This window comes from Brevundimonas sp. SH203 (genome assembly GCF_002157625.1).
Classification (GTDB): Bacteria; Pseudomonadota; Alphaproteobacteria; order Caulobacterales; family Caulobacteraceae; genus Brevundimonas.
This window is the reverse complement of sequence record NZ_BDMM01000001.1, coordinates 366,472-386,102: the sequence shown is the minus strand read 5'-3', so window position 1 is coordinate 386,102 and position 19,631 is coordinate 366,472. Positions and strand designations below refer to the sequence as shown.

Here is a 19,631-nt window from a genome sequence, read left to right as displayed (position 1 = left end):
GCCGCGGCGGTTCGTCGTCTATGATCCCGGTCCAAAGCTGGAGAAATTCATGAGCCGTCCCTCGCTCGCCGCCGCCGTCAGCCTGATCGCCCTGATCGGAGCCGCAGGTCACGCCCTGGCGCAGGAGGCCCAACCCCTGCGGATCGGCGCCAGCGTCAACGGCGCCCTGACGGACGGCGACGCCAGGGCGGCGGACGACGAATATCGCTACGACGACTATCGGTTCCAGGCTCGGGCCGGCCAGCGTCTGGAGGCCGTTCTGCGCTCCGATGCGTTTGACGCCTATCTGGAGGTCTATGCCGACGGCGCAACGGGCGACGCCCTGGCCCAGGACGACGACGGTCTGGGCGACGGCACCAACGCCCGCCTGCGTTTCACGCCCGAACGGGACGGCGTCTATGTGTTGAGGGCGCGCACGCTCAGCGGACTGGACGGCGGCGACTATCGGCTGTCGCTGCAGGAGCGCCCGCCCGCACCGCGCGCCCCGCGCCCGACCGGCATTCGCGTCGGTTCGACCGTCAGCGGCGAGCTGACGGACCGCGATCCCGAGCAGGAGGACGGCGGCCGCTACGATGCCTACGCCTTCCGCGCAAACGCGGGCGACCGTTTCGTCATCACCCTGGATTCCAGCGACATCGATCCCCTGGTGCGGGTCGGCCGGATGAACGGGCCGGACTTCACCGAGATCGCCAACAACGACGATGCGGCGGGCGGCGGGCTGAACTCGCGCCTGATCTTCACGGCCCCGTCGGCGGGCGAATACATCATCCGCGCCACCGGCATAGACGAGCGGCTGGGGCGTTATGAGCTGGGTCTCGCCGAGGCGCCGCCCGCTCCGCCGTCCAAGCCGATCGCGGTCGGCGACGATGTGAAGGGCGAACTGAACGCACAAAGCGCCACGAACGACGCCGGCCAGCGCGCCGACACCTATCGCTTCACCGGAACCGCCGGCCAGCGCATCGCCATCGAGATGAAGTCCAGCGAGTTCGACACCTATCTGACGCTGCGCCGCGCCTCGGACGGGACGACGGTGGCGGAAGACGACGACGGCGCGGGCTCGGGCACCGATTCGCGCATCGGCCGCACCCTGGACGCCGATGGCGACTACATCATCGAAGCCCGCGGTTTCGGCGACGAGGCCGAGGGCGACTATACCTTGAAGCTGACGGAGACGGCCCCGCCGCCGCCGCCCACGCCCGCCGTCTTCGGCCAGACCGCAGAGGGCGAGATCACCGATGCGGACCCGCAGGGCGACGACGGCAAACACTATCACGCCTATACGTTCAGCGGGACCAAGGGCCAGCGGGTCCAGGCGATCCTGCGTTCGGGCGACTTCGACGCCTATCTGGAGATCGGCAAGGCGGGCGAGGACTTCGAGGTTCTGGCCAGCGACGACGACGGCCTGGCCGAGGGCACGGATTCGCGCCTGACCTTCACCCTGCCGGACGACGGCGATTACGTCGTGCGCGCCATGCCGCTGAGCGGCGACGGCAAGGGCCTGTATTCCTTCGAACTGTCGGATCGCGGGCCGGAGCCCAAGCCCGGCAGCCTGCTGGTCGGTTCGACCGTGCGCGGAGTGTTGAAGGCGGCGTCGGCCATGACGGACGAAGGCGCCTATTTCGACGCCTATCGCTTCCAGGCCAAGAAGGATGAGAAGCTACGGCTGACCATGGTGTCCAACGCCTTCGATTCCTTCATCGATCTGGGCCGACAGGACGATGACGGCGATTTCTCCAGCCTGGCGACGGACGACGACGGCCTGTCGGACGCCCATGCCAAGCTGGATTGGACCGCGCCGGACGACGGTTGGTATGTCGTGCGCGCCCGCGCCTATGGCCCGAACCAGACGGGCGCCTACGCCCTGACGGTCGAACGCCAGCCCGCCGCCAGCACGCGCAGCGGCGAGGCGCGGAGCCAGACGTCGTCCCAGTAATCCGCATGAGCGACGCCGCCCCGCCCGATCGGAAGGACCAGCATCTGGACGTCGTTCTGGCGGGGCGGGGGCGTCATGCGCGAGAAGCCGGTTTCGACCGCGTGCATTTCGTGCATGAGGCCCTGCCGGACCTCGACCACGACAAGATCGACCTGGGCGCCGACTTCCTGGGACGGCGGCTGAAGGCGCCCCTGCTGATCAGCGCCATGACCGGCGGCCCCAGTCGGGCCGAGGCGATCAACGCCCGTCTGGCCGAGGCGGCCCAGCATCTGGGCGTCGCCCTGGCGGTGGGATCGCAGCGGGCCGCGATCGAGGGCGGGGCCGAAGCCGGTCTGGACCGGACGCTGCGTCGCCGCGCGCCCGACACGGTGATCCTGTCCAACATCGGCGCGGCCCAGCTGACGCGCGGCTTCGGCCCGGACGAGGCGCGGCGAGCCATGGACATGATCGACGCCGACGCCCTGGTCGTTCACCTGAACCCGCTGCAGGAGGCGTGTCAGCCCGAGGGCGATCGCGATTGGTGGGGCGTGGGCGCGGCGCTGGAGGCTTTGATCCTGAAGCTTGAGGCGCCGGTCGTGGTGAAGGAAACCGGCGCGGGCCTGTCCGGCCGCACCGCCCGGCGGCTGATCGACATGGGCGCGGCGGCGGTGGACGTCGCGGGCGCGGGCGGGACCAACTGGGCGCTGGTGGAGGGCGAGCGGGCGTCGGACCCGTTGGACAAGGCCCACGCCGCCGCCTTCTCCGACTGGGGCGCGCCGACCGCCCAGGCCCTCGTCGACGTCCGTCGCGCCTGCCCGGAAGCCGTCATCATCGGTTCCGGCGGCGTCCGCGACGGGGTGGATGCGGCCAAGGCGATTCGGCTGGGCGCCGATCTGGTGGGGCAGGCGGCGGGCGTCCTGGCGGCGGCCGCGACCTCGACCGAGGCGGTGATCGCACATTTTCAGCAGGTGATGCGCCAGCTGCGAACCGTCTGTTTCTGCACCGACTCCGCCAATCTGGCGGCGCTGCGCCGGGCGCCTCTGCGACCCTTCGACTGATCGCCGGCGGTTGCCAAGCGCGCGCCCGGTCGTGTAGAGCGCCGCCTCCTGTTGGGGAGTAGCTTCCGGCGTCGCATCGTCGGGATCGCGTCAACACACTCGCGCCTCGGCGCGTGGCGCGATCAGCGGATCACCGCCTAGCGAGACCAGCGCGTTCCACCGCCGCACCGGCCGGCGAGGGGACCGCTGTCGCCTGCCCGGTGGAGTCTGTTCGCATGACCCCAGGAACCATCGCCGTCCTGTCCCTCAGCATGTCCACGGACGCCTTCGCGGCCGCCGTGGGGCGAGGGGCGTCTCACCGACCGACCGTGCCGGCCGCCATCAAGGCCGGTCTGGTGTTCGGCGTGATCGAGGCCATCACCCCACTGATCGGCTGGGGGTTGGGCCTCATCGCCGCCGGCCTGGTCGAGAAGATCGATCACTGGATCGCCTTCACCCTGCTGCTGATCGTCGGCGGCAAGATGATCTGGGAAGGCGCCAAGCCGCGCGACGCCGACGAGGACGCCGCACCCCGCCGCTCCGGCCCCTGGGCCCTGATCGCCACCGCCGTCGGCACCAGCATCGATGCGGCGGCCATCGGCGTGGGTCTGGCCTTCATCGGCGCCAACATCTGGGTGATCGCCGCCTCGATCGGCTGCACCACCTTCATCCTGACCACCTTCGGCATGCTGATCGGCCGGGTCGTGGGCCAGAAGTTCGGCAAGGCGGCCGAGATCGTGGGCGGCGTCGCCCTGATCGGCCTGGGCACGATGATCCTCCTGGAGCACTTGGGCGTGCTGGCCGGCTGATCTCAGGCGGACGGCAGCAGGTCGCTCGCAAAGGCCCGATAACGACCCGCCCGAACGCCGTCCGTCGCGCGAGCGATGTCGGGGGCGAAATAGTGGTCGCTGGCATAGGGAGCGGCGGCCTCGCGCACGATGGCGAAGACCTGCTCCAGCGCCGGCGAACTGGTCAGGGGACGATGGAATTCGATCCCCTGCGCCGCCGACAGCAGTTCGATGCTCACGACCGTCGCCGCATTCTCGGCCATGTCCAGCAGGCGGCGCGCGCCGTGGGTGGCCATGCTGACATGGTCTTCCTGATTGGCGCTGGTCGGGACCGTGTCCACGCTGCACGGATGGGCGATCATGCGGTTTTCGGCGATCAGGGCGGCGGCCGTGACCTGGGCGATCATGAAGCCGGAGTTCAGGCCGCTCTCCTTGACCAGAAACGCCGGCAGTTCGCTCATCTTCGGATCGACCAGGATGGCGGTGCGGCGCTCGGAGATATTGCCGATCTCGCACAGCGCCATGGCGATCTGATCCGCTGCGAAAGCAACGGGTTCGGCGTGGAAGTTGCCGCCCGAGATCACGTCGCCGTCCTCGATGAAGACCAGCGGGTTGTCGGTCACGGCGTTGGCCTCGCGCTCAAGCGTCGCGGCGGCGGTCTTCAGCACGTCCAGCACCGCGCCCATGACCTGAGGCTGGCAGCGCAGGGAATAGGGGTCCTGCACCTTGGCGCAGTCGTCGCGGTGGCTGTCGCGAATGGCCGAACCGTCGATCAGGGCGCGTAGCCGGGCGGCCACGGCGATCTGGCCAGGCTGTCCGCGCAGGGCGTGGATGCGCGGATCGAACGGGGCGTCGGACCCCTTCAGCGCATCGACCGACAGTGCGCCCGCCGCCATGCCTGCCGCGAACACGGCCTCGGCCGCGAACAGGCCGGCCAGAGCCAGCGCGGTCGAACACTGGGTGCCGTTCAACAGGGCCAGACCTTCCTTCGGTCCCAGCGTCAGCGGCGACAAACCAACGCGCGCCAATGCCGCCTCGGCCTCCAGCGTCCGCTCGCCCGCCCGCGCCTCGCCCACGCCGATCAGGATGCAGGACATATGGGCCAGGGGCGCCAGGTCGCCGGACGCCCCGACCGACCCCTTGGATGGAATGCAGGGCAGGATGTCGGCGTTGACCAGGGCGATCAGGGCCTCCAGCGTCTCGCGCCGAATGCCAGAGGCGCCCCGCGACAAGGAGGCGATCTTCAGGACCATCAACAGCCGCGTCACCCCGTCGGGTAACGACGGGCCGACCCCGCAGGCGTGGCTCAGCACCAGATTCTTCTGAAGCGTCTCAAGGTCTTGAGGCGCGATGCTGGTGTTGGCCAGCAGGCCGAAACCCGTGTTTACCCCATAGACGGTGCGGCCTTCCGCGACGATGGCCGCTACGGTCGCCGCGCCCTTTTCAACGTCGGCCCAGGCGGCGGGGGTGATCGTCACCGTCACGGGGCCGTCCAGCACGGCGCGTAGCTGGGACAGGGGCAGGGGCGCGTCGCCGAGGGTCAGGGTGGTCATCGTCAGGCCTTCAGGCTGGGCAGGTTCAGTTCGTGTTCGCGGGCGGCGGCGCGGGCGATGTCGTACCCCGCATCGGCATGGCGCATGACGCCCGTGGCCGGGTCGTTCCACAGGACGCGCTCAAGCCGCCGGGCGGCCTCCGGCGTGCCGTCGGCGACGATGACGACGCCCGAATGCTGGGAATAGCCCATGCCGACCCCGCCGCCGTGATGCAGCGACACCCAGGACGCGCCCGACGCCGTGTTCAACAGGGCGTTCAGCAAGGGCCAGTCGCTGACCGCGTCCGATCCGTCCATCATGGCCTCCGTCTCGCGGTTCGGACTGGCGACCGAGCCGGAATCCAGATGGTCGCGGCCGATGACGATGGGGCCGGACAGTTCGCCGGACGCCACCATCGCGTTGAACATCAGACCCGCGCGGTGGCGGTCCCCCAAGCCGATCCAGCAGATGCGGGCGGGCAGACCCTGGAAGGCAATCCGCTCGCCCGCCATGTCCAGCCAGCGATGCAGGCCCGCATTGTCTGGGAACAGACGCTTCATCGCCGCGTCGGTCTTGCGAATGTCTTCGGGATCGCCGGTCAGGGCGGCCCAGCGGAACGGCCCGACGCCCCGGCAGAACAGCGGGCGGATATAGGCGGGCACGAAACCGGGGAAGTCGAAGGCGTTCGTCACCCCTTCGTCGAAGGCGACCTGGCGGATGTTGTTGCCGTAATCGACCACCGGAACGCCCGCCGACTGGAAGTCCAGCATGGCCTGCACATGGGCGACGATGGATTTGCGCGCCGCCGCCGCAACCGAGGCCGGATCGCTGACGCGCCGATCTTCCCAATCCGCCACGGTCCAGCCGGAGGGCAGATAGCCGTTGACCAGATCATGGGCGCTGGTCTGATCCGTCACCAGATCGGGGCGGGCGCCGCGCTTCACCAGTTCAGGCAGAACATCGGCTGCATTTCCCAACAGGCCGACGGATATGGGTTTTCCGGTTTTCTTGGCCTGCTGGATCAGGGCCAGCGCCTCGTCCAGCGTTTCGGCCATGACGTCGAGATAGCGGGTCTTCAGCCGCATCTCGATCCGGCTACGCTGGCATTCGATCGCCAGACACGATGCACCGGCCATGGTCGCCGCCAGCGTCTGGGCGCCGCCCATGCCGCCCAGCCCCGCCGTCAAGATCCATTTGCCGGACCAGTCGCCGCCGTGGTGCTGGCGCCCGGCCTCCATGAAGGTTTCGTAGGTGCCCTGCACGATGCCCTGGGTGCCGATGTAGATCCACGATCCGGCCGTCATCTGGCCGTACATCATCAGCCCCTTGCGATCGAGTTCGCCGAAATGCTCCCAGGTCGCCCACTTCGGCACCAGGTTGGAGTTGGCGATCAGCACGCGCGGCGCATCGACATGGGTGCGGAAGACGCCGACCGGCTTGCCCGACTGGACCAGCAGGGTTTCGTCCGGTTCCAGCGCGCGCAGGGTTTCCACGATACGGTCGAACGCGGCCCAGTCGCGCGCCGCTTTGCCGATGCCGCCATAGACGACCAGATCCTGCGGTCGCTCGGCGACCTCGGGGTCCAGATTGTTCATCAGCATCCGCAGGGCGGCCTCGGCGGCCCAGGTCCTGGCGGTCATGTCCGGCCCGCGCGGGCTGCGGACGATACGGGTGTTCGGCGTGTTCATCTCTGGCTTTCTGCGAAGGCGATGCAGGCGCCGAGGACGCGGCGCAGATGGCCCCGCATCGCCTCCGCCTGCTCGGGTCGATAGGGGCTGGGCCAGTTGTCGGGCGACACCGACCCGGCGGGGTCGGCCATATAGCCCCGGTCGGCCAGCTCCATCTGGATGGCGTGTATCCCCGCGCCGGGCCGCCCATAGTGGCGCGTGGTCCAGCCGCCCTTGAACCGGCCGTTGACGATCAGGCTGGAGCCGCTGATGGCGCAGGCGGCCTCGACGCCTTGCGTCAGTTCGGGCGCGCAGGTCGCCCCGTCGTTGTCGCCGATGTTGAACTGGGGCAGTTCGCCCTCAAACAGGCGCGGCACGACCGAGCGGATCGAATGGGCGTCATAGAGAACGACCGGGCCGCGCGCGATCAGCCGATCCAGCTGGCTTTGCAAAGCGGCGTGATAGGGATCGAACCAGGTGGCGCGCCGCTCCGCGATCTCGTCCGCGTCGGGCGCCTGCCTCTCGCGATACAGCGGTTCGCCATCGAAGGTCTCGGTCGGGCAAAGCCCCGTCGTCGTCATGCCGGGATAGAGGGACGCGCCGGACGGGTCGCGGTTCACGTCGATGACGCTGCGCGAGATCGCCGTCCGCACCACGGTCGCGCCCATGTCGGCGGCGAAGTCGTAGAGCCGGTCCACCCACCAATCCGCGTCCTTGCGCGCCAGCCAGGGCGAGGTCATCCGCGCCTCGATCTCGGGCGGAATCCCGGTTCCGGTGTGCGGTAGGCCGATCACCAGCGGCGCCGAACCCTCTTGGATGGTCAGCCAGTCCTTCATCCGCTTCAGCCTCCCTCGCCAAATCGATCCGTCGTGGTATGTCTAGACATATTGATCGTAGAGACGCGGACCTGTCCAGTGACCCCTGAAGCGCACCCTGTGGATCGCAGCCTCTGGTTCCAGGCCGCCCTGCTGCCGGACGGCTGGGCGACAGGGGTGCGGATCGGGCTGGCGAACGGACGGATCGCCACGCTGGAAACCGGCGTCGAGCGGGCGCCGGGCGAAGCGGATCAGGGCGTCGCTCTGCCCGGCATGACCAATTTGCACAGCCACGCCTTCCAGCGGGCGATGGCGGGTCTGACCGAGGCGCGCGGGCCGTCGGACGACGACTTCTGGACCTGGCGGGCGCTGATGTATCGCTTTCTGGACCGAGGCGGGCCGGAGGAGATCGAGGCCATCACCGCCCTGGCCTTCATGGAAATGCTGGAGGGCGGCTTCACCCAGGTCTGCGAGTTTCACTATCTGCATAACGATCCGTCGGGCGCGGCCTATGCCGACATCGCCGAGATCGCCGGTCGGGTCGTGGCGGCGACCCGGACGACGGGGATCGGCCTGACCCTGCTGCCGGTCTTCTACGCCCACGCCGGTTTCGGCGGCCAACCGCCCGCCCACGGCCAGCGGCGGTTCGTCACCGATCTGGACGGGTTCGCCGATCTGACGGCGCGTTGCCGCGCCCTGGTCGCCGGGCTGGACGGCGCCGTGGTCGGCGTGGCGCCCCACAGCCTGCGCGCCATCTCTCCCGACGAACTGGCGATGATGCCGGCGCTGGCGGGCGATGGGCCGATCCACATTCACGTCTCGGAACAGACCAGGGAGGTCGAGGACTGTCTGGACTGGTCCGGGGCGCGGCCGGTGGAATGGCTGCTGGCCAATGCGCCGGTCGATCCGCGCTGGTGCCTGATCCATTCGACCCATGTGACCGAGGCGGAGTGGCGCGGGATCGTGGATCGCGGCGCCGTGGTCGGCCTGTGTCCGATCACCGAGGCCAATCTGGGCGACGGCGTCTTTCCCGCCGTCGATTTCGCCCAGGCCGGCGGACGGTTCGGCATCGGCACGGATTCCAACGTCCAGATCGGCGCAGCGGAAGAACTGCGGATGCTGGAATACAGCCAGCGGCTGGCGCGGCGGGGCCGGGCGGTCATGGCCGATCCGCAGCGATCGACGGGCCGCGCCCTCCATGACCGCGCCCTGGCGGGCGGGGCGCAGGCGGGCGGGGCGGCGGCGGTTCTGGTCGTGGGCGGCTGGGCCGACATCGTGGCGCTGGATGTCGAGGGGATCGCCTTCGCCGGACGCGCGGGCGATGCGGTTCTGGACAGCTGGATCTTCGGCGCACCGCGATCCGGCCCGATCCGTTCGGTCTGGCGGGCGGGGCGCGAGGTGGTGACGAACGGCCGCCATATCGCCCGCGACGCCATTCAGGCGCGTTACCGCCAGGCCCTGCTGCGGGTGCTGGGCGAGGCGACGGCATGACGCTGCACCAGCGCATCTACGCCGATCTGGAGCGCCGCATCCTGTCCGGCGAGCTGTCGCCCGGCGACCGCATTCCGTTCGAACACGAGTTGACCGACACCTATCGCTGCTCGCGCATGACGGTGTCCAAGGCGATTTCTGAACTGGCGGGACGGGGGCTGGTGACGCGCCGCCGCCGCGCCGGCACCTTCGTCGCCCAGCCCAAGGCCCACGCCGCCGTCCTGTCCATTCCCGACCTGCAGGCCGAGGTGGCGGCGAGGGGACAGGCCTATGGCTATGCGCTGTTGGATCGCGTGGAACGTGACGCACGCGACGACGACGAGACCGAACTGGCCGCCGGAGGCCGGTTGCTGGACCTGACCTGTCTTCACAGCGCGGACGGAACGCCCTTGGCGCTGGAGCATCGGTTGATCGCGCTGGCCGCCGCGCCTCAGGCGGTCGATGTGGATTTTCAGACGCTTGCGCCGGGCGGCTGGCTTCTGACCTCAGAACCCTGGACCGAGGCCGAGAACCGGATTTCCGCCATTGAGGCGGACCCGACCGCCGCGCGCCTTCTGGGCCTGAAGCTTGACGCCGCCTGTCTGTGCGTCGAGCGGCGGACGTGGCGGGACGGGCAGGGGGTGACGCGGGTGTGGCAGACCTTCCCCGGCGACCGCTACGATCTGGTCGCGCGCTTTTCGCCCGGCCATATGAAGGACATCCGCCGATGAAGGCCGACTGCCTGCTGATCGACTGTCACGTCGCCACCCTGGTCGAGGGCGCGGCGCTCTATGGCGCCATCACCGACGCGGCGGTCGTGATCGCGAACGGCCGCATCGCCTGGGTCGGATCGCGCGCCGATCTGCCGGCCGTGGAGGGCGCCCAGGTCGAGCGGCTGGACGGACGCTGGATCACGCCCGGACTGATCGACTGTCACACCCATCTGGTGTTCGGCGGGGACCGTTCTGCCGAGTTCGAGCAGCGGCTGGGCGGCGCGAACTATGAGCAGATCGCCCGCGCCGGCGGCGGCATCGTCTCCTCGGTCAAGGCGACGCGGGCGGCGTCCGAAGACGACCTGTTCGCCTCGGCCATGGGCCGGCTGGCCGGTCTGAAGGCGACCGGCGTGACCACGGTCGAGATCAAGTCCGGCTATGGGCTGGATCGCGAAACCGAGCTGAAGATGCTGCGCGTCGCCCGCCGCATCGGCCGCGAGGGCGGGGTGCGCGTCCGAACCAGCTATCTGGGCCTGCACGCCGTGCCGCCCGAATATCGCGACGACCGCGCCGCCTACGTCGATCTGGCCATCGACGACATCCTGCCGGCCGCCCATGCCGAGGGCCTGGTCGATGCGGTCGACGCCTATTGCGAGCCCATCGCCTTTTCCACCGAGGAGGTTTCGCGACTGTTCGACAGGGCGCGCGCGCTGGGCCTGCCGGTCAAGCTGCACGCCGATCAGCTGTCGAACGGCGGCGGGGCGGCGCTGGCGGCGCGTCATCGGGCGCTGTCCGCCGATCACATCGAACATGCGACCGAGGAAGGCGTCGCCGCCATGGCCACCGCCGGCGTCGTGGCCGTCCTGCTGCCCGGCGCCTATCTGATGCTGCGCGAGACCCAGGCGCCGCCCGTCGATCTGCTGCGCCGTCATGGGGTGCGAATGGCCGTCGCCACCGACTGCAATCCCGGCACCTCGCCGGTCGCCTCCATGACCGCCGCGCTGAACCTGGCCTGCGTCCAGTTCCGCCTGACGCCGGAAGAGGCCCTGGCCGGCGCGACGCGAGAGGCCGCCCGCGCGCTGGGGATGCTGGATCAGGTCGGAACCCTCGAACCCGGCAAGGCCGCCGATCTGGCGATCTGGGACATCTCCCGCCCGGCCGAGCTTTGCTATTGGCTGGGCAAGCCGCTGCATCATGCGACCTATGTGGACGGACGGCTCGCATAGGTTGCGTTTCGCTGTGAGGTAACTTTAGATTGTCTGCATGCTCGCAGAACAATCAGACGATGTGGACGCCTTCATCGCCCACTGGTCCGCCGCGCCGATCAGCGAGCGCGCCCATTATCAGACCTTCATCATCCAGCTTTGCCGACTGATCGGCGCCCCGGCCCCCGATGACGAGCGGGCGGGGGACCTGGACTACTGTTTCGAACGCCCCATCCAGTTTCGTCACGACAACGGACTGACGACGACGGGCTGGATCGATTGCGCCAGACGCGGCTGCTTCGTTCTGGAGGCCAAGCAGTCGCGCAAGCGTCGGGACGGCGGCCCGCTGGACCCGGCCGCGCAACTTGCGCGGCTGAACAGACCCGCCGCCAGATCGCGTGCGCCGTCACAACAGGCGCTGGATCGCGTCATGCGCATCGCCAAACGCCAGGCGGAAAACTACGCCAAGGCGCTGGATGAATGGCCGCCGTTCCTGATCACCGTGGATGTCGGCCGGTCGATCGAGCTGTGGTCCGACTTCGCGCGACAGGGCAAGATCTATGCGCCGTTTCCCGACCGCGCGGGCCATCGCATCGCCCTGGACCAGCTGCGCTCGCCCGAGGTGCGCGAGCGGCTGCGTCGGGTCTGGACCGATCCGATGTCGCTGGACCCGGCCGCCCGATCCGCCGAGGTCACGACCGACATCGCGACGTCGCTCGCCTGGCTGGTCAAGTCGATCAACGGCCGGCGCCAGCAGGGCCTGGGGCGGGTGGAGCGCGCGGCCCAGGCCGCCAAGACGGCCCGGTTCGTCATGCAGTGCATCTTCGCCATGTTCGCCGACAGCATCAAACTGATCGAACAGCGCAGCTTTCTGACCCTGCTTGAAAGCCATCGCGGCACGGCCGATCAGTTTCACGAGGGCGCGCGCGAACTGTTCAACACCATGGATCAGGGCGGCTATTGCGTCGCGACCCGGCAACGCATCCGTCGCTTCAACGGCGGCCTCTACCAGACGGTCGAGACGCTTCCGATCACCGAGGAGGAGCTGTCGGCCCTGATCGCGGCGGCGAAATGCGACTGGACCGATGTGGAGCCGGCCATCTTCGGGACGCTGTTGGAACAGGCGCTCGATCCGGCGGAACGGGCGGAGCTGGGCGCCCATTATACGCCGCGCGCCTATGTCGAGCGGTTGATCGAGCCGACGATCATGGAGCCGCTGCGCGCGGAATGGGAGGCCGTCGAGGGCGAGGCGTTCGCCGACTTCATGCAGGGCGATGGCGTGAAGGCGCGTCGCCGCATTCATGCCTTCCACGAGCGCCTGTGCAAGACGCGCGTCCTGGACCCGGCCTGCGGCACCGGCAACTTCCTCTATGTCGCCATGCGGATGATGAAGGATCTGGAGGAAGAGGTGTTCGGCGCCCTGGGCGAAATGGGCGAACACCAGGGCGTTCTGGCCTTCCAAGGACAGGTCGTCAGCCCGGAGCAGTTCTATGGCGTCGAGAAGAACGCCAACGCCGCCTGGATCGCCGAGATGGTGATGTGGATCGGCTATCTGCAATGGTATTTCAAGGCGACGGGCGGCGCGTCGCCTTCCGAGCCGATCCTGAAGAACTTTCGCACGATCCGACACGCGGACGCCCTGTTGGAATGGGCGCGCATGGAGACGGCGCCGGGACGGTCGGCGGGCGGGCGCGAGGCCGAAACCTATGTCGATCCGCGCCCGGCGCCGTGGCCGTCCGTGCATTTCATCGTCGGCAATCCGCCCTTCATCGGCGGCAAGGATTTGAGACGCGAACTGGGCGACGGTTATGTAGACGCCCTGGCCACGATCAGGGGCGGGCGGTTCCTGTCGGCGGACTTCGTCACCCTGTGGTGGGACCGCGCGGCTGAAATCCTGAAGGCGCCGGGATCGATCCTGCGCCGGTTCGGCTTCATCACGACCAATTCGATCACCCAGACCTTTTCGCGCCGGGTGATCGACCATCATCTGCGCGCCTCGCCGCCGATCCGGCTGGCCTTCGCCATCCCCGGCCACCCCTGGGTCAGGGGCGTCGGATGCGCCGATGTCAGGATCGCCATGTCCGTCGCGGAGCGGGGCGAGCCGGACGGTCATGGACGCTGGCTGCGACCTGTCGACGCCGAAGCCCTGATGTTCGAGGAGCGGCACGGCGACATCGGCGCCGACCTGATGCTGGATAGTCGTCTGACCCAGATTCGCCCGCTCAAGGCCAACGCCGGCCTGGCCTATCGCGGCGTGCAACTGATGGGAGCGGGCTTTCAGGTCACGCCCGAACGGGCCAGGGCGCTGCTGGCCGGTTCGAACGCCGATGCGCCATCGCCGGTTCGGGATTATCGCAACGGGCGCGACCTGGCGGATCGGCCCCGGGGCGTGCAGGTCATCGACCTGTTCGGCTGGGAGGAGGCCGAGGCGCGCCGTCGCCACCCCCTGCTGTTCCAGCACCTGCTCGAAGCGGTGAAGCCCGAACGGGACCGCAATAACAGGGCGTCATACCGCGACAACTGGTGGATATTCGGCGAACCGCGTCGCGATCTTCGGGCGGCCCTGCAGGGCTTGAACCGCTACATCGTCACGGTCGAGACGGCCAAACACCGCTGGTTCCGGTTCCTGGACGCCTCCATCTTGCCGGACAACAAGCTTGTGGTGATCGCCAGCGACGATCCGGCGGTGCTGGGGGTGCTGTCGTCGCGGCATCATCGCGCCTGGTTCGCCGCCAACGCCGGGCGGATCGGCGAATACGAGCGAGAGGCGGTCTATGTGAAGGGCGTCTGTTTCGACGCCTTTCCCTTCCCCGATCTGACGGGAGCGGCGGCGGCCGAGATCGCCGTGCTGGCCGAGGAGCTGGACGCCCTGAGGGCCGGGGTGCTGCGCGACAATACATCCCAGACCATGACGGGCCTTTACAACGACCGGGCGCGCATGGGGCGGGCCGAGGCCCTGACCGAGGCCGAGCGGGCGGCGCAGGAGGCGGCCTGCATCGGCCTGATCGACCATCTGCACCAGCGTCTGGATCAGCAGGTGTCGCGCGCCTACGGCTGGCCCGACGACCTGACCGACGCCCAGATCGTGGACCGCCTGATCGGCCTGAACCAGGCCCGCGCCGACCGGGAAGCGTCCGGCGAGATCGCCTTCGTCCGACCCGCCTATCAGGCGGACAAGGTCCGGCAGGTCGCCGTGGTCCGGCGCCCGCAACCGACGCTGCCGACCTCGCGCGAAAAGGCGTTGCTGCCGGAGGAGCCGGGTGTTCTGGCGTCGAGCCTGCTCGCCATCCTGCGCAAGGAAGGCGTGCCGATGTCGCCGGGTGATCTGGTCGATGCGTTCGAGGGCAGCCGGCCGCGCGCCAGGCGGCTGATCACCCATACGCTGAAGGTGCTGGCGGTCGCGGGCTCGGTCCAGTTGACCGATGTGGGCTGGTTCGCGCCGCGACGAATGCCGACCTAGACCTCGGCGACGCCGATGACCTTCATCAGGGCGTCGCGGATGGCGGCCTCGGTGAAGGGTTTTTGCACCGTCGGCTGGCCGCGCCACGCCTCGGGCAGGCCGCCCTCGCCGTAGCCGGTGGAGAAGACGAACGGCACGCCGCGCGCCTTCAGCGCCTCGGCGACCGGGAAAATCTGCTGGCCGGCGACATTGACGTCCAGCAGGGCGGCGTCCAGTCCCTCGGCGTCGCGCGCCAGGGCCAGGCCTTCCTCGATGGTGGACGCCGGGCCGACCGGCACGCACTCCATGTCTTCCAGAATCGTCTCGATCAGCATGGCGACGAGCGACTCGTCTTCCACGATCAGGACGCGGCGGCCGGTCAGGGGCTGGGTCATTGGGCGGCGGTCCTGTCGAGCGGAATCGTAAGCTCCGCGATCAATCCGTCTGCGGCGTAAACCAGATCGATCTCGCCCGCCAGATCATGGCGAATGTTTCGTTCAATCAAACGACTACCGAAGCCTCTTCTGTCCGGTATCGTAACTTTCGGCCCGCCGATCTCGCGCCATGTCAGCCGCAGTTTTCGGTCGCGCTGGTCGGCCAGCGACCAGTCGATCAGCACGCGCCCGTCGGGGGTGTGCAGGGCGCCGTATTTGGCGGCGTTGGTCGCCAGTTCGTGAAAGATCATGCCCAGCGACAGCACCACCGGCGGCTCAAGCGAGACGGCCGGACCCACCAGACTGACCCGCGCGGGGCCATAGGCTTCGGTCTCGTGCTGCAGGATGGCCCGCAGATCGGCGCCTTCCCAATGGCTCTGCGTCAGCAGGTTGTGGGTGTGCGACAGGGACATGATCCGGGACTGGAAGGTCTCGGCGAACCCGGCCGGGTCGGTGTTGGACCGGGCGGTCTGGATGGCGATGGACTGGACGGTGGCCAGGGTGTTCTTCACCCGGTGGTTCAGTTCGTCGATCATCAGCTTCTGCCGCTGAGCGGCCATGACGTTGTCGGTCACGTCATGCCCCTGGACGAAGATGCCGACGACGGCCCCCGATCCGTCTCGGATCGGCTGATAGATGAAGTTCAGATAGACGGTCTCAAGCGGCGCGTCGGGCGTGCGCTGAAGGCGGGCGGCGCTCTCGCGGCCTTCATAGGGTTCGCCCGTCTCGAAGACGCTGTCCAGCAGGTCGAAGAAGCCCTGGCCTTCCAGTTCGGGCAGGGCGTCGCGCACAGGCCGGCCGGAGATGTCGCGTCGGCCGATCAACTGGCCATAGGCGTCGTTGTGCATCTGGAACCGATGATCCGGCCCGGACAGGATGGCGACGAAGCCCGGCGCCTGCATGAACATCTCGACCAGGCGATTGCGCTCGCGCTCCAGTCGGCGGTTGTCCTCCTGCACCGACTGGGCGCGGCGCAGGACCGAGCCGCCCACGATGGCGTCCAGCGCCGTGGTCGGCTCGTCGGGTCGAATCGCGGGCGACAGGTCGGTGACGTCCATCGTGTGCTGCAGGATCAGTTCGACCTCGCCGGCCGCGTTCAGCAGCGGCGTGTGCGTCGCGCTCCACACCCGTTCGACGAAGCCTACGGAGCCGTCCGGCAGGGTCTTCTCCACTGCGAACCGCACCAGCGCCAGATGATCGCGCTTGCGGGTATCGCGGGCCTTTTCCAGCGAATCGCGCACCTGACGCACGTTTTCCGGCGCGTCGGAGCCGGGGCCGGAATCGAAGGCGGCGAACAGGGCCTGGCCCACGATGTCCTGACGCCGACCGCCCGTCACCTCTTCATAGGCGCGGTTGACGGCGACGATCCGCAGATCGGGGGACAGCAGCAGATAGGCGTTGGGCGAGCTTTCGAACGCGGTGCTCAAGGCCGCAGCCTGCATGGGCGTCAGGCCGTCTGATGTCTTCGGATCGTTCAACGCTTACCCCGCCTAGCTTGGCGCTAACGCACGACGGGCCAAACGGTTCGCCGAAGATGACGCCAACTGTGATCGCAAGACCATTGGCCCATCGTCAGGATTTGCTAATCAGCGAGGATGACAATCGCCGGCGTCTTCGCCACCCTCTCGCTCATGATGGCGCCCGCAGCCGACCAACCCACCGTCCGCATTTCGCAGGGCGTCCTGACCGGACGCGCCGAGGCGGACGTGGTTGCGTTCAAGAACATCCCCTATGCCGCCCCGCCCACGGGCGCCCGACGCTGGCGTCCTCCCGGCCCCGCGCCGACCTGGCAGGGACAGCGCGACGCCGGCGCCTATGGGCCGATCTGCATTCAGGCGCCGCCCGGCGGCGATCCCGGCGTCGGCCCCTTGCCGATGAGCGAAGACTGTCTGAACCTGAACGTCTGGCGTCCGGCGGCGACGGCCCAGCCGGCGCCGATCATGGTCTGGATTCACGGCGGCGGGCTGGTGAACGGTTCGGGCACCGCGCGGCTCTATGACGGTTCGGCTTTGGCTAGGCGGGGCATGGTGGTCGTCACGCTGAACTATCGGCTGGGACGGCTGGGCTTTTTCGATCATCCGGCCCTGGCGGCCGAGCGACCGGCGGGCGAGGCGGCGGGCAACTATGGCCTGATGGACGTGACGGCGGCCCTGAAATGGGTGCGGGCCAATATCGCGGCCTTCGGCGGCGACCCCGAGAACGTCACCATCTTCGGCGAATCGGCGGGCGGGGCCATCGTGACGCGGCTGATGATCTCGCCGCCGGCGCGGGGCCTGTTCGACCGGGCCGTGGTTCAGTCGGGCCTGGGCCGTGAGTTGCAGACGCCGCTGGATCGCAAGGGGCCGCACGGCGCCCCCTCCGCGCGGGACCGGGGCGAGGTCTGGGCCTATGGAGCCGGGCTTCGCACGGCGGCGGACCTGCGCGCCGCGCCCGCCGACCTGTTCCTGACGCCGCCGCCGGTGTTCGCCAATGGCGACCTGACCCTGATCGACGGCCGGGTCGTGCCGTCCACGGTGGAGGCCGCTTTCAAAGCCGGTCGCCAGGCGGCCGTGCCCTTCATCATCGGCACCAACAGCGCCGAGTTCTGGTGGATGCGGCCGACCGACCGCAACGGCTATGGGCAGATCGACGACGATATGACCTGGCTGGAGCGGGCCGACGCGGTCCAGGCCTATGGCGGGCTGGAGGCGTTCGACAAGCTGGTGATCACCGACCTGGTCTTCTCCGAGCCGGCCCGGATGCTGGCGCGTCTGCACACCAGGGCCGGGCATCCGTCGTGGCTTTATCGGTTCGACATCTCGTCGCCCAAGAACCCGGAGCCGCACGGCGGCGCCACCCATGCGATCGAACGGCCCTATGTGTTCGGCACGCTGAACACCCTGCCGTATCCGGTGGAGGAGCGGGACAAGAAGGCCTCGGACGTCATGATGGGCTATTGGACCGCTTTCGCGCGCTCGGGCGATCCGAACGGCGTCGGTCGTCCCGAATGGCCCAAGGCGAGGGCGGGGGACACCCGGCTGATGAACTTCGGCAATACGGGGCCGACCGTGACGCCCGTGCCGTTCAGCGCGCGGCTGGACCTGCTGGAACGGTTCCGCGAGCGGCCCCGGCCCTGAAGGCGCGCGTCAGCCGGCGGAGGTCGCCGGCGACTGCTTCTCCTTCAGCGTGACCAGTTCCTCGGCCATGGTCGGGTGAACGGCGCAGGTCGCGTCCCACTGGGCCTTGGTCAGGCCGGCCTTCACGGCGATGGCGGCCAGCTGGATCATCTCCGGGCTGTCGGGACCGACGATATGGACGCCGACGACCCGCTGGCTGTCGGCGTCGACCACCAGCTTCATCAGCACCCGCTCGTCCGAGCCGGTGAAGGCGTATTTCATCGGGCGGAAGCGGGTGACATAGACGTCCACCCCCTTGGCGCATGACCGCCGCGCCTCTGCCTCGGTCAGGCCCACGACCCCGACCGGCGGCTGGCTGAAGACGGCGGTGGCGACGGCCTCGTAGTCGAAGTGCTGGGGATTGTCGCGATAGACGGTCTGGTGGAAGGCCACCGCCTCGCGGATGGCCACGGGGGTCAGGTTCATCCGGTCGGTCACGTCGCCGATGGCCCAGATATTGTCGGCGGTGGTCTTCGAATAGGGATCGACGGTGATCGCGCCCTGGTCGTTCAACGCGACGCCGGCCGTCTCCAGACCCAGGTCCTTGACGTAGGGAATACGGCCCGTGGCGAACATGACCACGTCCGTCTCCAGCTTCATGCCGTTTTCCAGATGGTTGACCAGGCCGGTTTCGGTCTTCTCGATCGACTGGTGCTGGCAGCCCAGGATGACCTTGATGCCGCGCTTCTCGATCTCGCCGGCCAGATGGGCGCGCACGTCGTCGTCGAAGCCGCGCAGAATGTTGGGCCCGCGATAGATCAGGGTCGTCTCCACCCCCAGACCGGCGAAGATGCCCGCGAACTCCACCGCGATATAGCCGCCGCCCGCGATCAGGATGCGTTTGGGCAGTTCGGGCAGATGGAAGGCTTCCTCCGACGTGATGGCGTGTTCGATGCCGGGCAAATCCTCCGGCTTCCACGGCCGGCCGCCGGTGGCGATCAGAATCTTCTCGGCGGTGACGGTGCGGTCCTTGCCGACGATTTGGACCGTGTGGGCATCTTTCAGGATCGCCCGGCCGTGGACCAGTTCGACGCCCGCCTTGCCCAGATTGGCGGCGTAGATGCCCGACAGGCGCGCGATTTCGACGTCCTTGGCCTCCAGAAACCGGGGCCAGTCGAACTCGGCCTTGTCGAACGACCAGCCATAGCCCTCGGCGATCTGCAGCGCGTGGCTGACCTCGGAGGCCATGACCATGAACTTCTTGGGCACGCAGCCGCGAATGACGCAGGTGCCGCCGACGCGAAACTCCTCGGCGACCGCGACCCGTTTGCCGTCCAGCGCCGTCAGCCGCGCCGCCCGCACCCCGCCGGACCCCGCGCCGATGACGAAGAGATCATAGTCGTAGTCGGCCATCTGCGCGTCCGTTCCGAAATCACCCGTCCGAGCGGGGTCTGGCATTTAAGCCGTGCGCCGCCGAATCCAACCCCGAAGCGGCGAATGGGCGCGCGCCTCGGCGCCAATGGG

Annotated in this window: 14 protein-coding genes and 1 riboswitch; of the genes, 8 read left to right on the top strand and 6 right to left on the bottom strand. The window is 68.7% G+C overall.

Features of this window, described 5'->3' with window-relative positions; translation table 11 throughout:
- The first annotated feature begins 49 nt into the window (after window positions 1-49).
- From SH203_RS01870 to SH203_RS01860, 3 genes are all read left to right on the top strand, one after another.
- The gene (locus tag SH203_RS01870) at window positions 50-1,933 is read left to right on the top strand and encodes a PPC domain-containing protein (RefSeq protein WP_087119167.1); all 1,884 of its coding nucleotides are present in this window, start codon (window positions 50-52) and stop codon (window positions 1,931-1,933) included.
- 5 nt (window positions 1,934-1,938) lie between these two features.
- Window positions 1,939-2,970, top strand: a complete 1,032-nt coding sequence (gene fni, locus SH203_RS01865) for a type 2 isopentenyl-diphosphate Delta-isomerase (protein WP_087119166.1) — start codon at window positions 1,939-1,941, stop codon at window positions 2,968-2,970.
- Between the two features lie 44 nt (window positions 2,971-3,014).
- Window positions 3,015-3,158, top strand: a riboswitch (yybP-ykoY riboswitch).
- A gap of 27 nt (window positions 3,159-3,185) precedes the next feature.
- The gene (locus tag SH203_RS01860; RefSeq protein ID WP_087119165.1) at window positions 3,186-3,758 is read left to right on the top strand and encodes a manganese efflux pump MntP family protein; all 573 of its coding nucleotides are present in this window, start codon (window positions 3,186-3,188) and stop codon (window positions 3,756-3,758) included.
- 2 nt (window positions 3,759-3,760) lie between these two features.
- Here SH203_RS01860 and hutH read toward each other — a convergent pair whose 3' ends face one another.
- Genes hutH through hutG form a run of 3 tightly spaced genes read right to left on the bottom strand, consistent with a single transcriptional unit; the run spans window position 3,761 to window position 7,772 of the window.
- Window positions 3,761-5,290, bottom strand: coding sequence for a histidine ammonia-lyase (gene hutH, locus SH203_RS01855; protein WP_087119164.1), 1,530 nt, complete (start codon window positions 5,288-5,290; stop codon window positions 3,761-3,763).
- Between the two features lie 2 nt (window positions 5,291-5,292).
- A complete protein-coding gene (gene hutU / locus SH203_RS01850) occupies window positions 5,293-6,957 on the bottom strand; it encodes a urocanate hydratase (protein ID WP_087119163.1) in 1,665 nt (554 codons plus the stop codon).
- Window positions 6,954-7,772 carry an N-formylglutamate deformylase gene (gene hutG / locus SH203_RS01845; RefSeq protein WP_087119162.1) on the bottom strand — a complete coding sequence of 273 codons (819 nt, stop codon included), beginning with the start codon at window positions 7,770-7,772 and terminating at the stop codon, window positions 6,954-6,956. The genes hutU and hutG overlap by 4 nt, the downstream gene beginning before the upstream one ends.
- Before the next feature lie 99 nt (window positions 7,773-7,871).
- Between hutG and SH203_RS01840 the strand changes: the two genes are divergently transcribed.
- The 4 genes from SH203_RS01840 to SH203_RS01825 are packed head-to-tail and all read left to right on the top strand — an operon-like array spanning window position 7,872 to window position 14,599.
- A complete protein-coding gene (locus tag SH203_RS01840; protein ID WP_087119161.1) occupies window positions 7,872-9,242 on the top strand; it encodes a formimidoylglutamate deiminase in 1,371 nt (456 codons plus the stop codon).
- Window positions 9,239-9,952: a histidine utilization repressor gene (gene hutC, locus SH203_RS01835; protein ID WP_087119160.1), complete on the top strand. Its 714-nt coding sequence runs from the start codon at window positions 9,239-9,241 to the stop codon at window positions 9,950-9,952. The genes SH203_RS01840 and hutC overlap by 4 nt, the downstream gene beginning before the upstream one ends.
- Complete coding sequence (gene hutI, locus SH203_RS01830; RefSeq protein WP_087119159.1) at window positions 9,949-11,160, top strand: imidazolonepropionase; 1,212 nt, start codon at window positions 9,949-9,951, stop codon at window positions 11,158-11,160. The genes hutC and hutI overlap by 4 nt, the downstream gene beginning before the upstream one ends.
- A gap of 37 nt (window positions 11,161-11,197) precedes the next feature.
- Window positions 11,198-14,599, top strand: coding sequence for a DNA methyltransferase (locus SH203_RS01825; RefSeq protein WP_087119158.1), 3,402 nt, complete (start codon window positions 11,198-11,200; stop codon window positions 14,597-14,599).
- Here the strand turns inward: SH203_RS01825 and SH203_RS01820 are convergent.
- Window positions 14,596-14,973: a response regulator gene (locus SH203_RS01820; protein ID WP_087119157.1), complete on the bottom strand. Its 378-nt coding sequence runs from the start codon at window positions 14,971-14,973 to the stop codon at window positions 14,596-14,598. The genes SH203_RS01825 and SH203_RS01820 overlap by 4 nt on opposite strands.
- Window positions 14,970-16,439, bottom strand: coding sequence for a sensor histidine kinase (locus SH203_RS01815; RefSeq protein ID WP_200808759.1), 1,470 nt, complete (start codon window positions 16,437-16,439; stop codon window positions 14,970-14,972). The genes SH203_RS01820 and SH203_RS01815 overlap by 4 nt, the downstream gene beginning before the upstream one ends.
- Window positions 16,440-16,607: 168 nt before the next feature.
- Between SH203_RS01815 and SH203_RS01810 the strand changes: the two genes are divergently transcribed.
- Window positions 16,608-18,128: a carboxylesterase/lipase family protein gene (locus SH203_RS01810; RefSeq protein ID WP_087119155.1), complete on the top strand. Its 1,521-nt coding sequence runs from the start codon at window positions 16,608-16,610 to the stop codon at window positions 18,126-18,128.
- A 9-nt stretch (window positions 18,129-18,137) separates the two neighbouring features.
- Here SH203_RS01810 and gor read toward each other — a convergent pair whose 3' ends face one another.
- Window positions 18,138-19,520, bottom strand: coding sequence for a glutathione-disulfide reductase (gor, locus tag SH203_RS01805; protein ID WP_087119154.1), 1,383 nt, complete (start codon window positions 19,518-19,520; stop codon window positions 18,138-18,140).
- Window positions 19,521-19,631: the final 111 nt, after the last annotated feature.

Bases quoted from the DNA above. Each gene is read 5' to 3' on its own strand.
- hutC (WP_087119160.1), top strand. From the start codon at position 9,239: ATGACGCTGCACCAGCGCATCTACGCCGATCTGGAGCGCCGCATCCTG.
- SH203_RS01820 (WP_087119157.1), bottom strand. From the start codon at position 14,973: ATGACCCAGCCCCTGACCGGCCGCCGCGTCCTGATCGTGGAAGACGAG.
- hutI (WP_087119159.1), top strand. From the start codon at position 9,949: ATGAAGGCCGACTGCCTGCTGATCGACTGTCACGTCGCCACCCTGGTC.
- SH203_RS01860 (WP_087119165.1), top strand. From the start codon at position 3,186: ATGACCCCAGGAACCATCGCCGTCCTGTCCCTCAGCATGTCCACGGAC.
- fni (WP_087119166.1), top strand. From the start codon at position 1,939: ATGAGCGACGCCGCCCCGCCCGATCGGAAGGACCAGCATCTGGACGTC.
- SH203_RS01825 (WP_087119158.1), top strand. From the start codon at position 11,198: ATGCTCGCAGAACAATCAGACGATGTGGACGCCTTCATCGCCCACTGG.
- gor (WP_087119154.1), bottom strand. From the start codon at position 19,520: ATGGCCGACTACGACTATGATCTCTTCGTCATCGGCGCGGGGTCCGGC.
- hutH (WP_087119164.1), bottom strand. From the start codon at position 5,290: ATGACCACCCTGACCCTCGGCGACGCGCCCCTGCCCCTGTCCCAGCTA.
- hutU (WP_087119163.1), bottom strand. From the start codon at position 6,957: ATGAACACGCCGAACACCCGTATCGTCCGCAGCCCGCGCGGGCCGGAC.
- SH203_RS01810 (WP_087119155.1), top strand. From the start codon at position 16,608: ATGACAATCGCCGGCGTCTTCGCCACCCTCTCGCTCATGATGGCGCCC.
- hutG (WP_087119162.1), bottom strand. From the start codon at position 7,772: ATGAAGGACTGGCTGACCATCCAAGAGGGTTCGGCGCCGCTGGTGATC.
- SH203_RS01870 (WP_087119167.1), top strand. From the start codon at position 50: ATGAGCCGTCCCTCGCTCGCCGCCGCCGTCAGCCTGATCGCCCTGATC.